Origin of the sequence: Natrinema sp. SYSU A 869 (genome assembly GCF_019879105.1) — an archaeon.
Taxonomy (GTDB): Archaea; Halobacteriota; Halobacteria; order Halobacteriales; family Natrialbaceae; genus Natrinema.
The window spans coordinates 2,738,369-2,752,381 of the sequence record NZ_CP082249.1 but is presented as its reverse complement, the minus strand read 5'-3'; the positions used below and the strand labels follow the sequence as shown (position 1 = coordinate 2,752,381).

At 62.1% G+C, this 14,013-nt stretch carries 9 protein-coding genes and 2 pseudogenes; 8 read left to right on the top strand and 3 right to left on the bottom strand.

Annotated features, from left to right (window positions below; genetic code table 11):
* The first annotated feature begins 489 nt into the window (after window positions 1-489).
* The 7 genes and pseudogenes from K6I40_RS21780 to K6I40_RS21750 all read left to right on the top strand — a co-directional run bounded on the left by K6I40_RS21780 (window position 490) and on the right by K6I40_RS21750 (window position 7,850).
* On the top strand, window positions 490-1,053 hold the full coding sequence (locus K6I40_RS21780; protein ID WP_222920474.1) for a hypothetical protein: 564 nt from the start codon (window positions 490-492) through the stop codon (window positions 1,051-1,053).
* An 80-nt stretch (window positions 1,054-1,133) separates the two neighbouring features.
* On the top strand, window positions 1,134-2,306 hold the full coding sequence (locus K6I40_RS21775; protein WP_222916533.1) for a hypothetical protein: 1,173 nt from the start codon (window positions 1,134-1,136) through the stop codon (window positions 2,304-2,306).
* Between the two features lie 168 nt (window positions 2,307-2,474).
* Entirely contained in the window at window positions 2,475-3,653 is a 1,179-nt protein-coding gene (locus tag K6I40_RS21770) for a signal peptidase I (protein ID WP_222916531.1), read from the top strand.
* A 139-nt stretch (window positions 3,654-3,792) separates the two neighbouring features.
* A pseudogene (locus K6I40_RS21765) lies at window positions 3,793-4,976 on the top strand (DUF5305 domain-containing protein).
* Window positions 4,977-5,142: 166 nt separating this feature from the next.
* A complete protein-coding gene (locus K6I40_RS21760) occupies window positions 5,143-6,855 on the top strand; it encodes an AMP-binding protein (protein ID WP_222916529.1) in 1,713 nt (570 codons plus the stop codon).
* Window positions 6,856-7,094: 239 nt separating this feature from the next.
* Window positions 7,095-7,391, top strand: coding sequence for a helix-turn-helix domain-containing protein (locus tag K6I40_RS21755; RefSeq protein WP_008455442.1), 297 nt, complete (start codon window positions 7,095-7,097; stop codon window positions 7,389-7,391).
* Window positions 7,392-7,436: 45 nt separating this feature from the next.
* Window positions 7,437-7,850: a hypothetical protein gene (locus K6I40_RS21750; RefSeq protein ID WP_222916527.1), complete on the top strand. Its 414-nt coding sequence runs from the start codon at window positions 7,437-7,439 to the stop codon at window positions 7,848-7,850.
* A gap of 59 nt (window positions 7,851-7,909) precedes the next feature.
* Here K6I40_RS21750 and K6I40_RS21745 read toward each other — a convergent pair whose 3' ends face one another.
* The 3 genes from K6I40_RS21745 to K6I40_RS21735 form a co-directional block, all read right to left on the bottom strand.
* The gene (locus K6I40_RS21745; protein WP_222916525.1) at window positions 7,910-8,827 is read right to left on the bottom strand and encodes an NAD+ synthase; all 918 of its coding nucleotides are present in this window, start codon (window positions 8,825-8,827) and stop codon (window positions 7,910-7,912) included.
* 357 nt (window positions 8,828-9,184) lie between these two features.
* Window positions 9,185-10,612 carry a hypothetical protein gene (locus tag K6I40_RS21740; RefSeq protein WP_255681825.1) on the bottom strand — a complete coding sequence of 476 codons (1,428 nt, stop codon included), beginning with the start codon at window positions 10,610-10,612 and terminating at the stop codon, window positions 9,185-9,187.
* 210 nt (window positions 10,613-10,822) lie between these two features.
* Window positions 10,823-12,709 (bottom strand): PINc/VapC family ATPase, encoded by a 1,887-nt coding sequence (locus K6I40_RS21735; protein ID WP_222916523.1) that lies wholly within the window; start codon window positions 12,707-12,709, stop codon window positions 10,823-10,825.
* A 159-nt stretch (window positions 12,710-12,868) separates the two neighbouring features.
* On the opposite strand from K6I40_RS21735, the pseudogene K6I40_RS21730 reads away from it, so the two are divergent.
* A pseudogene (locus tag K6I40_RS21730) lies at window positions 12,869-14,013 on the top strand (M20/M25/M40 family metallo-hydrolase).

Here is a 14,013-nt window from a genome sequence, read left to right as displayed (position 1 = left end):
CTTCCCCGACCCTGGGATGTACTTCTTTCTCCCACCATTAGCTCTTATTCTCTTACTACCTACAATGTACATATAAAAATACGCATGGTAGTTCTACTATCGTAATTGATAACCACTATCTCAAGTAATACTTGATCACGCTGAACCGAGCCAACACTGACCGCCAAATTCGAAGATGAGAGCGCTGGCCCGTCATATCGGTTTTCTCTCCCAATAGCCCCGCTCGAGGGACGTGGTCGAACAACCATCGGTAGCGAGTTGGTCACATCGAGTCGCTCTCTACTAGCGGCGTTTCAGGCGGGACTTGTCCGTCTCGAGGCTCGGAGACACACGTTCAAGACCGCCTTGAACGACCGTATGGCCGATCTTTCGCCGGTTCCGGTTACTCAATACAAAGGGGGTGGGGTTTGTGGATGTGAGTAGGAACTGCGTTCCGGCACCCGCCATGGGCTGGTGCTGGGGCGTGGAACGGTGATCATAATCATGAGAATGAATCGACGTAATGTGTTAGTCGGATTGGGTACGATTGTTGCTGGCGGCGGCGCTGCGCTCGGAACGGGCGCGTTCAGTAGCGTGGAGGCGAACCGGACCGTGACCGTCAACACCGCTGGTGACTCGAGTGCATATCTGGGTGTCAGCGTGACTGGGAATTACGCCGTGAACGGAGGAAGCGGGGACGCCGTCGAAATCGATCTCGGTGACTCGAGCACCGCTGACGGGTTTAACGACGACGCGGTGACCAACGTCGACGGCATTCTCACACTCTCTAACAACGCTGCAGACGGTAATCAAATAACCGTGGGATTCGGCGACGGTTCCGGAAGCCAGACGGCGACGAGAACGATAGTCGTCGAAACCGATAGTAACGGCGATGCTGTGGTAGAGGTCGATTTCGAACTCGCCAGCGATGACGGGAGCGGCAATCAGAAGACGCTGTCCGACACTACTTCGTCCGTCGATGTAAACGCAACTGTGCGAACGGGGAGTGAAGCCACTTCGTCTTCGTCTACTGTAGACAAGACTAGTGGCTCTCTAACACTGATAGCGAACTAGCTACCGTTCTGACTGGTAGCGGTCCCTGTTTCGAGCTATTCACTGTTCAGTAGAAATCGCTACCGTGCCACGAAAACCGAATGCCATCCACAAAGGTCCTGCTCATCGCGGCTGCGGCCTGTTTTCTCCTCGCGTTCGCAGTCCCGACCGTAGCGATTACAGTGAACGAGGACACGGTACGCGATAGTGTCGCCCTCGAGCCGACCGACTCCCGATACGCAACAGTCGAAGACGACGAAGTAACACTCGACCTCGAGACCCTCAACGACCGCGCGATCACTCGCGCGGACGACGTGTTCACGATCACCGTCACCGACGACGACATCGAGCGGGTCTGGATCGACCACGACGTGCCCGGGCTCACGTTCTATCGAAACGACCAGCGGACGGCGACGGTCAGCGAATCGAGTCCCCTCAAGCCGTCGGCCGGTACCGTGGCGAGTATCGGCGTCGCAGTCGATACCCACGTCGCGCAGTCGGGGACCGAGACGTTCACGGTCACAGTGCAATATGCGGACGACGACAACGGATCTGATCAGTCTGCAGGGGGCTCGAGCGGTACGGTCCCGTCCGAATCATCGGCCATCGAACGCTCGAGTTTCACCGTCTCGCCGACGATGGTTGGGGCCGGCGAGACGGTAACCGTGACGGAGACGTACCGAAACGTCAGGGACACGACGACCGAAGTGACGGCGAACCTGATGGTTGATGGAATCGTCATTGACCGGCAGACGATCACCCTCGAGTCCGGCGAATCGAGGACCGTCACATTCGAGCGGACGATGGAGTGGTCCGGCACGTACGACATCGGTATCGACGGGGCAGGGAGCTCCTCGGTGACCGTCGAAGGGACGCCGGTCGAGATCGTCGATGCGACTGTCGTCGATCCCGACATCACCGTCGGCGAGTCGACGACTATCCAGGCGACGATTAGGAACCCGACCGACGAACGGGTCTCGCGCACGCTCGAGCTGCCAGTCGACGGGATCGTCGTCGACAGCCGGGCCGTTTCGATCCCGGCGAACAGCGAGCGGACAGTGAGCTTCGAGCGCCGATTCGACGAGCCGGGGACCTACGAGACCGCAGTCAGCGGCGTGACTGCAGGGACGGTGACGGTCGACCGAGTCATGCTCTCGATCCGGAATCGAGAGCTCTCGCCGGCGACCACGGCAGCACTTGCCCCGCCGTCGCTGGCGGGGCTGTTGTTCCTCGCGATCGCCGCGAATCGCCGGTGGGCACTCCTTCGCTCGTAGCGCAGTCGGAGCCGACAGTGCATGCCACCGGATGACCGTTGTCAGTTCGATTTCTTCGTTCTCACGGGCTACTCACGGGTCCTGGCTCTCGCGACCTTTATACTGCTGGATACGAAACGTAGACTACTCGAATAGTCAGTCTAATATGACAGTCCCATCCACTGATTCATGACTGCCGTCGGGCTCGCAAAGCGAGGGCTCGGACTCGTCCTCGTGGTGGCCGTCCTCCTCTTAGTGGTCGGCCAACTGCTCGGACAGCCGATTCTGCTCGGGTACGTCTCCTCCGGGAGCATGGAACCGACGATGGACACCGGCGACGGGTTCGTGGCGATTCCCAGCCTCGTCACCGACGACGTCGAGGAGGGTGACGTCGTCGTCTACCAGGCGCGGGAGCTTCACGACGGCGGGCTGACGACCCACCGCGTGGTCGGCGAGACGGAGGAGGGGTACGTCACGAAAGGCGACGCGAACCCGTTTACAGATCAGGACGGCGGCGAACCTCACGTCACGGAGGGCCAGATCGTCGCCGAAGTCTGGCAGCCACATGGTGCCGTGATGGCAATCCCACATCTCGGCACTGTCGTTTTGGCCATTCAAGGGGTAGCAGCGTCGGCCGCCGGCACCGTCGCGTCGGTGTTTGGACTGGCGACGATGTCCGCGAACGGGCTCGGTGCGCTCATGGTCGCGATCGGCGTCGCGATGCTCGGATTCGGAACGGTCTTCGAGCGGCTCGGTCCCTCCCAGCGCGAAACGAAACGGTCGCGCTCGCGCGAGAACGTGATCGCCTTCTGGACCGCGCTCGGGCTCGTCTTGCTCGTGTTCGTCACGTTCGCGACCGCAGCTATGGTCGTCCCGTCGGGAACGACCGAGTACGAACTCATCAGTTCGGAGTCGCCCGACGACAACCCACAGATCGTCACCCCCGGCGAGACAGCAGAACTCACTCGTACTGTCGACAATACTGGCTATCTGCCCGTCGTGGTCGCTCACGAGGCAGAGAGCGGTGGGATCAGCGCCAACCCACCACGCCAGACGATCGGTATCCGTGACAGCGGAGAGACCACGGTGTCGCTATCTGCTCCCGGCGAGACGGGCGAGTATACGCGCCATCTCGGTGAGTACCGATATCTCGCCGTATTGCCGCCGTCCGTACTGCTCTGGCTCCACGACCTGCACCCGCTCGCCGCCATCGCGGCGGTAAACGGCGTCATCGTTGGGCTCGCCGTCGTAATCGTACTCGTGATCTTCGGCAGTAACGACATCCGGTTTCGGTCTGCCGGCGATCACGTCCCGCTGTCGACGCGTCTCGAGCGAAAATTCCGCAAATGGCTCCGAAACGGGAAATAGCCGCCTGAGGCCACTACGCTTATATTGGTCGGTTTCTTTCACTAATTCATGAATTATACCGGTGACCGACCAGTTCGAAATCGAACAGGTCAGCCACCGAGCATGGTCGGATGGGAAACCGATGCTCGGGGGATAACGGATGATCGATAACCCGCGTCTCGAGTTGTTACTCGCGAAACAGGGCCGGACGATTCTGATCGCGCTGATAGTCATCGGTCTCCTCGCGATCGGTGCAACCGGGTGGGCGGTCGCAAACCCGGAGACGACGACCTCGCCCCGGTTCGACGAGGAGGGGTCACGGCCGACGTCGGAACGAGTGCGACCGTCACCGAGAGCGGCACCCTCTGGACCGACGGCGAGGAGCTCTCGAACAGTTCGGTCTACTTTCTGAACGCCTCGCCGGAACTGACGGTCGAGCCGGAAACGAGGTTGCGAAACGAAACCAAGGGGATGCCGATCGAGGACGGGAACGTTACCCATGAGTTGGTGCTTCGGTTCGAAGCGAATCGCGACGGCTCCACGTTCTGGAGCGAGCCCCATCAGGTACTCCGCGAGTCCCAGTCGGTCGAAAACGGCGTCGCGACGTCACAGGCGACGATCGATGTTGAATCCTACCGGCAGCGTCAGCGTCAACTCGAGCGCGAGGTCAGCGGGGTCGGCTCGGTCGAACTCGTGATGGAGTTCCGCGTCGAGTACGATACGGGTCACCATCAGGGAACGTTGACGAGCGCGACGCCGGTGACGATTACGGAGGAGGCTTACTGGCTCGAGGAGTCGCTCTCTAACTCCGCACCGCACAGTCACCGGAGCGGCACGACGCGGACGACCGAGTCCCGAAATCCGGCGCTCGTCGGGGGCTTGTCGGTGCTCGGGACGCTCTCGTTCGCCGGGGCGGCGATCGTCGCCCGCCGATCGACGACCGACGTCGAGGTCGCTCGCCGTGCGGTTCACGAACAGCGGTATTCCGAGTGGATCTCTCGGGGGTCGATCCCGATGTGGATCGGCGACTACCACGTCTCGCTCGATACGCTCGAGGATGTCGTCGACGTCGCGATCGATACCAACGAGCGAGTCGTCCACGACACCCAACGAGGGCTGTTCGCGGTCGTCAACGACGGCGTTGTCTACTACTACAGCGACCGCGGCCTCTGGGAGGAGACTGCCTGGCCGGAGATGGACTTAGAGGAACAGCCGGCCGTCATCGACGGCGATCGGGAGCGATCCACCGAGGAGCTCTCGGACCTCGACCCGAGCGATGAGTTCGCCGCGCCTGACGAGGAGGGCGGGTTCGAGGACGACGAAGCGGTCTGGGAACAGTTGTAGCGCCCTCTCATTGTCCCACAAGATCTGCCTGAGTGCGTCTCACACAGCGGCTGACGTCTCGTCGAGCCACGAAACTCGGTTTCGACGGCCGATCGCGTGTTCGCAATCCTTCCTGATCGATCATAAACGAAATCTCTATAGGAGCGATACGCAAAAATTTCGGCGTATGGAAACGCCACTCATTGTCACGGACTTCCTCGAGCAGGCGCGGGACTACTACGGGGAGCAGGAAGCGATCGTGGGGACGGACGGCGATCGATTTACTTACGCGGAGTTCGGCGAGCGCGCGGACCGTTTCGCGGCGGCGCTCCAGAAGCGAGGGATCGAGAAGGGCGACCGGGTGGCCGTCCTCGACCCGAACACGCAGTATCATCTCGAGGCGGCCTTCGGTGCGATGCAGCTGGGTGCGGTCCATACGCCGCTGAACTACCGGCTCGAGCCGGATGACTACGAGTACATCTTGTCAGACGCGGGCGTCGACGCGATTTTCGCCGACTACGAGTACGCCGAGAAAATCGAGGCGATTCGTGACGAGGTGCCGACGGAGACGTTCGTGACGAACGATACCGAGAGCGTGGACGGAGAGTGGGAGGATTTCGACGCCGTCGTCTCGGCGGCCGGGACTGAGTTCGAGCAACCCGAGATGGCCGAAGACGAGATCATCACCATCAACTACACCTCGGGGACGACGGGGGATCCGAAGGGCGTCTGTCGCACGCATCGGACCGAGACGCTACACGCGTACCTGATGTCGATCTACCACGAGATCACCGACGACGACACCTACCTGTGGACGTTGCCGATGTTCCACGTCAACGGCTGGGGGCACATCTACGCGGTGACCGGGATGGGTGCGACCCACGTCTGTACGCGCGGGGTCAACCCCGACAAGGTCGTCACCGCGATCCGCGAGGAGGACGTGTCCTTCCTCTGTGCGGCCCCGGCGGTGCTCAACCAACTGATCGACTACTACGAGGAACACGCTGCGCCGAAGGGGCAGCGAATCGAAGGTAGCGCGGAACTTCGTTCCGCGGACCACTCGAGCGGGCAGAGCCCGCGAGAGGACGGTGAAACCGCCGGAGCGGGGGAGCCCGAGATGATGGGCGAGAAACAGGTCCGAGTCACGACTGCCGGCAGCGCGCCGCCGGAGGCGACGATTCGGGCCGTCGAGGACCGCTTCAGCTGGTATCTGAAGCACCTCTACGGGGCGACCGAGACGGGGCCGCTGATCACGATTTCCGACGCGAAGCGTCTCATGACCGACGACAACCGCTTCGAGATCAAGAAGCGCCAAGGGATGGGCGTCCTCGGCACCGACGTTCGCGTCGTCGACGAGGACGGCGAGGATGTCCCCCGCGACGATCAGACGCTCGGCGAGATCGCCGTCCGGGGCAACCAGATCATGGACCGTTACTGGAACAAGCCCGAGGCGACCGAGGAGGCCTTTTCCGACCGCGTCGAAGGCTACTACCACACCGGCGACCTCGCGACCGTCGACGAGAACGGCATGATCGCGATCCGGGACCGCAAGAAAGACATCATCATCTCCGGCGGCGAGAACATCTCGAGCATCGAACTCGAGGACACGCTGTTCGATCACGACGCGGTCGCGGACGCGGCCGTGATTCCCGCACCGAGCGACGAGTGGGGCGAGACGCCGAAGGCGTTCGTCGTGCCATCGAACGGCGATCCGACCGATCCGCCGGTCTCGGCCGATGAACTGACCGAGTTTACCCGCGATCGGCTCGCGAGCTACAAAGTCGTCCGCCGGATCGAGTACGTCGAGGAGCTTCCGAAGACCGCGACGGGGAAGACCCAGAAGTACGAACTGCGCCAGCAGGAGTGGGCCGACGAGGATCGGATGATCGGTGAGGGGTGATCGGAACACGGTCCGCAGGGTGGATATTCAGGTATGTTTTAACCTCTCGTGATCGAAGCGGACCGTATAGCTGAGTATCGCCGTATTTGACGGGTTCCGTCCGATCAGCTACGACAGGCATATCGCGCCATTCACCGCCGTATGGGGCACTTTTCAGGATTCAATATGTAGGAACGTATCGCAGTTCTCCTTCCGGTAAGGCTCAACTTTTATACTGCTGGGGCCTTTCGAATCGTAATATGGCAGAGACCGACGGGGAGGAGATCGAAGACTTGCCACCGAGCGCGAAACTCGTCTTCAAGGTTCTCGAGTACGACGGGCCGCTGACGCAAAAACAGATCGTCGAGGAATCGATGCTCTCGGCCCGAACGGTGCGATACGCACTCGAGCGACTCGAGGAGATCGGGATCGTTGACGAGGATATCTACTTTGCGGACGCCCGTCAGAGCCTCTATCGGCTTGAGGATCCGGTCGCGGCCGACGGCAACGGCGGTGTCGAGGAGTCCCCGAAGAAAGACGCGTGCTGTGCCGAATAACGGCGAGAGCGGCAGAATTATTTTCCAGCGGTGACCGGATTCGGTATGAACAAAGAGCGACTCCCGCGGTGGGGATGGCTGCTGGTCGGCCTATTTCTGGCAGCACTGATCGCGAACCTGCTCAATCTGATCGTCTTGGTGCCGACCGTCTTCCCCGAGGCGTATCGATCGATCACGGTCATCACGACCATGTCGCCGGTACTGATCTACGTCGGCATCTGGTACGACGAGGAACGACAGTCCTACTGGGAACATTCGCGGGCGCGAATCGTCGGCGACGTTCTCTTCGTCGTGGCCGGGGCCGCACTGGGGTCGGCGATCACGCTCGCAGTGATCGTCGATCTGGGACTGTCCGCGTTCCTCCAGGACATCCTCGCGATGGCCACCGGGTTCCTCCTGGCGTGGGGACTGTTCTGGTGGCGCAACCCGGACATGTACTCCGTCCAAACTGATCAGTGAAACCCACTGTCTCGAGTAGCGGGTAGTGGTCGCGAGGGAACGGTCGCGAATCGCCCCAGCTACTTGAGAGAGTCCGCTCCGTCGTCAACCCGGCCATCGTCGCGGCCAGGGATTTCCGTCGTCGGTGGAATCGTTCGTTTGTGAGCGGTGGCAGCGTGCAGGGACGCGATCTCGTCGGCCGTCTCGCGGTCGATCCGCAGGTCGACAATGGCCTCCTCGAGCGGGAGCCCCTCTTCGACGAGTCGATACAGCAGCGGATCGATGACGTCGTACCGCGCCCCGAGTTCGCCGGCATCGGTCTGGGTCGCCCAGAAGCCCGCCGTCGGCTCCTTGCTGACGATGCGACGCGGGAGTCCGATGTGTGTGGCGAGCGCCCGGACCTCCGTCTTATAGCACTCCCCGATCGGGTAGACGTCGGCCGCACCGTCGCCGTACTTGGTGAAGTACCCCAATAGCCGTTCTGAGCGGTTTGCGGTGCCAAGCACCAGCCGCGACTGGCTGTTCGCGGCGTAGTAGGCGGTGACCATCCGCAGTCGTGCGACGGCGTTGCCGGTTTCGTGAGTCCGCTCATCGGGCCGGCCGCTCGCGTTCGATGTCGACTCGAGTTCGCTCGCGATCGTTCTCTTGAAGGCCTCGAGTAACGGCCGCAACTGGATCTCCTGAAACCCGATTCCCATGCCCTCGGCGATCGTGCGGGCCTCGCTGACGTGGGGCGCATCGGTCTTGTGACAGGGCAGTCCCAGTCCGAGGACGTTCTCGTTACCGACGGCGTCGACCGCGAGCGCGGTCGTCAGCGTCGAATCGATGCCGCCGCTCATCGCCACGACGACGCCGTCCGCGTCGGCGTCGTCGACCTGTGTCCGAATGTCGGCGATAATTCGCTCGCGAACCGCCTCGAGCGAACGACGATCGGTCAGAAACGGGCCGTTCGCATGTGCCATTTCCGAATAGACGAACGTTTCCCCATCAGCACTCATTTGTTGATATCACACTCATTTATCCAATTCATGCAAACGAGCGCACTGAATAAGAAGCTACTCCTTAAACAACTAGTAGTTCTATGTTGGTGTCCATCGACACACCCAGTACCACGGTATCCATTCATCGATTGCTCTTCGCTGGCGTGTACACTCGGAATGTTAGCGAATAGTCGTCCTGCCCACCGACTATGGTAGACACTGAAACGAGTTACATACTGATCATACAGCTGTCATGAGATCAGGTATGCAGTGACTGTCAGTGACTACTATAGCGATCCGAATCGGACGTCACATCGGCCGATTCTGGTACGGAGAACGCATCGAGACTCGTCTCCTGGACACTGCGCCACCCAATCACGACCGTGTCGCCCGGGTCGACGTTCTCGATCGTCGCTGTGGCTCCGTCCCACTCCACGGCTGTACCGTCCGATCCGGTTCCGGCCCCGATTCTCGCTTCGAGCCCACCGCGTCGATGATCCGCTCTCGTTGCCTCCACTCTGGATCGACGTAGACGCCACCGTACACGTGCGCGCCATCCAACGGGAACTCGTCAGCGTACGTTATCCGTAGCGATCGCGACTCCGAGTCGTAGTCGTACTCGAACGCGAGATCGTTCATGACGGTCCATTCAGGACCCCCGTTCGTGTCCCCGTCGTGGACGAGTCTAATCCCCGTTACCAGCTCATAGTCCGCCTTCCGAACGGAAATTTCGTCGCCTTCCTCGATCGTTTCCTCGCCGCCAGCCCAAATCTCCGGATCGTACGGATCGCCGTCGACTTCGAGCGTGAGTGCGTCGACGGGCGTTTCGTCGCCGCGAACGATCGGAATTACGAGCCGTTTCGCACTGGGATCGTATCGACTCTCCGAACCCAAGGTCGGACTGTCGTGTGCACGAGCGCGTCGGCGGTCAGCGAGGTCGATGGTGATGTCAGCGGAGAGCACTGGCCCATCAGAGCCGACGGTCGGACGGCCCTCGACCGCATCGCTCTGTCGGATCACTGATTCAAACTGTTCTTCGACGTCGGTCGTGATGACGGACTCGTCGGTCACCTGCACGAAATAACGTCGCTCGAGGTGGTCAGCGTCCGGTAGTCGCTGCCCCCTGCCGGTGGTAACGGCAGTATCGGCGTCGATACCGAGCGATTCGGCTACTTCTTGCGTAGCGGGCTCTACTTGCCGACTGTCGTACCCGTCGAGCCCTGCCAGCCCTTGCTCAAATTCGGGATGTGTCGCGAGTAGAGTGTCCGAATTCTCACTGCCGGCAGCGTCGACAACCGTTTCAATGGCCTGTTCATCGTCGCTCTGTATCATGATCCCGTCGGTGAACGCAGCGGTCCGAACACCGGGTCCGGCGGTGTCGAGTTCGTACAGTGATAGGCCATTTCGGTCGCGGATATGCTGGTCGTCCGTGTACGAGTCCGTGGTGATATCGCCAGTCACTACCCGGATCGGGAGACCATCAGACGGCGTGACCTCGACGACCCAATCGATGGCCGAGAGATCGTCGACCGGAGCGAAGTACCGATAGTCCATGTCTGTCGGTACCGCTGTGATGCCGTCGAACACACCCGGTGTTACCGCGTGAACGCTATCTATGTCGCCGATGCTTCCCGGAAGCAGTGTCAGGGGATCGGCGAGAGCCGAGGGCAACGAATCCTCGTTCTCGTTCCGTTTCTCATCGGGACTTGATTCGTCTGTCTCAGTCGTCAGACAGCCCGCGATTCCAAGCGGAAGGAGGGAACTAGTCGCTGTCAGAAATCGTCGGCGGGGACAATGCACCATAATATAAATATATTACATGAAATGTAAAGGTATTGTGCAAATGATCGTCGAATACACTGCGAGAAGGCTTCTCTCGGTGGACCGTCACTCGCTTCGTCTGCTCACGTGGACGCCGTGCCCGTTCGCCTGCTCTGCGAGACCGCTGATCTCGCGCTCTTCGTGACACCCTGCAAAAAGCTGCTCACTCACTTCGTTCGCGGGTTACCGATCTTACGACGGCACGATCGTTACCGGATCTTTCCGGTCGATTGCCTGCTCGAGTTCCTCCGCGATCGCACTGCCTCGCGACACCTGAATTTCACCACCGCGGCTCACCGTCGCGGTGAAGAGGTACTCGCTGCCGGCTCGCACCTCAACGGTCTCGCCGTGGCTGCCGTCGACGGGGATAACGATGTGTCTCGAGGTGATTTCCGGTTTGACCATCTGGCCTGCCTGCGCGCCACTACCGCCGCTACTGCCGCTGCCGTTCGCGCTGGCACCGCCGCCACCGCTCCCCGCACCGTAGTTGGGGTTCTCGTCGTGGGTTCGGACGTCGATGTCGATCCCCAGACGATTCTCGACGTCGGTGATGCGCCCGCCGCCCTTGCCGATGACGCTCGAGATGTCGTCTTCCTCGACGAAGACGATGGCCTTGTCCTGGCTCTTGAGTTCGACATCGACGTAGCCCTGGGCGATCGAGCGGATCTCCCGTTCGATCTCCTGTTTGGCGATGCGATCGACGCCGGACTCGTTTGCAGGACCGCCCTCTTCGTCGTCCAGCGGGACGGTGACGACCTGTCGGTTGAAGGTGTAGATCTCGTACTCGGGCTCGCCGGTCTGGAAATCCGTGACCTGGATGACCGGGCGAGCGAGGTCCTCCTCGGTGAGACCGGCGGGAACCTTGACTTCGGTCTTGACGTTGTAGACCGTCTCGACCTCGCCGGCCTCGATGTAGACGACGGTGTCGACGACCTGGGGGATCATCCCGAGTTCGACCCGTCCGACGAGCCGCTGGAGGGCGTCAATCGGGCGCGTCGCGTGGACGACGCCGATCATGCCCACACCGGCCAACCGCATGTCCGCGAAGACCTCGAAGTCGTTGGTCTTGCGGACCTCGTCGTAGATGGTGTAGTCCGGTCGGACCATCAGCAGGGCGTCGGCCGTCTTCGCCATCTCACCGCCCAGTTCCGTGTACTGGGTGATGTCCGGGCCGACCTGCAGGTCCCGCGGTTTCTCCATGGTCTTGACCGAGTAGTCGTGGTCCGAAATGTAGCGGGCGACCGCCTGTGCGAACGTCGACTTCCCGGCTCCCGGAGCTCCCGAGATCAGGACGCCGCGCTGGCGCTCGAGCAGCCGCTCTTTCAGTTCGTCGGCGTGCTCGTAGTCCTCAATGTCGGTCTGGGCGATCGGCCGGACGGCGGTGATCTCGATGCCGTCGGAGAAGGGCGGGCGGCCGATGGCGATCCGGTAGTCCCGGAATTGGACGATCTTCATGCCCGGCTCGGAGAGCTCGATAAAGCCGTCGGGGGCCTCCTTCGCGCCGTCGACGACCTCGCGGGCGTACTCGTCCATCGTCGCTTCGTCGAGTGGCTCGTCGGCGATCGCCTCGTAGTGCATCGCGCCAAGTTCGCCGCGTTTGGCCTTCGGGACGGCGTCGGTCTTGAGGTGGACGCTCATCGTCTGCTCGTCGAAGAACTCCTCGACGGCCAGCGTCCCGACCTTTCGTATTTCGGGGGAGACGTGCTCGACGTCGAGCCCTTTCGCCTGAGCGACCTCGGACTGGACGATATCGCTGGTGACGAATGTCGCGTCGAGCTCCTCCGCGAGATCGCGAATCAGAGCGTCGATCTCGCCTTCCGAGGCGTGGCCTCGCTCGATCGCGCTGGGCCGCTCGCCGACGTACCGGAGTTCGATGACCCCATCGTCGGCGAGGTCGGCCAGCCGCTGGAGCTCTTCTAAGCCGTCCCAGCCGCCGTCGATCCCGTCGTTGGCCTGCGCCTCGAGTTCTGCGACGACTGCTTCGGGCACGCAGATCGTCGCTCCCTCGAACTGCCCGTCTTCGATAGTCGCCGAGACGCGGCCGTCGATAACCACGCTCGTATCCGGCACGACGTTCATATGAAACCTAGGTACCCCGACGCCTTTAAGCGTGTCCTCGCAACGGCGCGTGTTGCTGTCTCTCGGCAGAGTTACTTGCGACGGATCGGCGTCAGCCAGGAAACGGTCCGACGAAACCCGTCCGATGGGATCAACACGCTGCCCCACGAACCCGCCGCCATGTCCGTCGTCGACCTGACGCGCGAACTCGCCATGATTCCGAGCCATGAAGACGAGACTGCGGCCGGCGACTTCCTCGAGTCGTGGCTGCGCCGCGAGACCGATGCCGACGTGACTCGAGACGACGCCGGCAACGTGATCGCCCGGAAGGGAGACGGAACTGAGACGCTTGCGCTGGTCGGACATCACGATGTTGTCGAGCCGGCCGACTCGCAGGTCGCGAACGCGGACGAGAACGATGACGGGAGCAGGTACGTCGTCGACGAGCGGGATGGCCGCCTCTACGGCCGTGGGACGGCGGACATGAAAGGCGCGCTCGCGGCGGCCCTGCTCGCGTTTCGTGACAGCGAGGGACGGAGTCCCTCGAGCGGCCGAACGTCATCCGGCGATGCCGATCCCGCGGGGAACTCGTCTTTGCGAGTTTCGTCGGCGAAGAAGTGGGCGGGGTCGGCGCACAGTACGCGATCGACGAGGGATTCGCGCCGGACTATGCCGTCGTCGGCGAGGGATCGACGAACTACTCGGGCCCGGACGTCACCGACGTCGCCGTCGCCCACAAGGGTCGCCGCGGGAGCACGATCACCGCCCGCGGGACCGCTGCACACGCCAGTGAGGCCGATGCCGGCGAGAACGCCATCTACCGCGCTACCGCCGCCGTTGACCGCGTGCGCGACCTCGAGCCCCCGTCGATCGACGTAGCGGGTGAGACGCTCGAGGGTCGGCTTACGGTCACCGAGATCGAGGGCGGCTCGGCGATGAACGTCGTCCCCGCTCGCTGTGCGTTCACGGTCGACGAGCGGACGGTGCCAGGCAAACGCGCCGCTCTCGAGCGAGTCGCAGACCTCGAGGGAGTCGAGTGGACGGTTGACCAGGACCTGCCGCCGATGCGCTGTGCGGACGAGGCGTTCGCCGAGACGGTTCTCGAGGCCGCTGACGGTTCCCAAGCGAGCGAGCCCGAACTCGTAACGAAACCCCACGCGACGGACGCGGGCTGGCTCTCACAGGCGGGCACGGAGTGTGTGATCTTCGGCCCGTCCGAACCCGGCGAGGCTCACACCGACGACGAGAGCGTCTCGATTGCCGTCCTCGAGCGCTGTCTCGAGACCTATCGGCGGGTCGCGGAGCGGTGGCCGACGGCGCGGTGA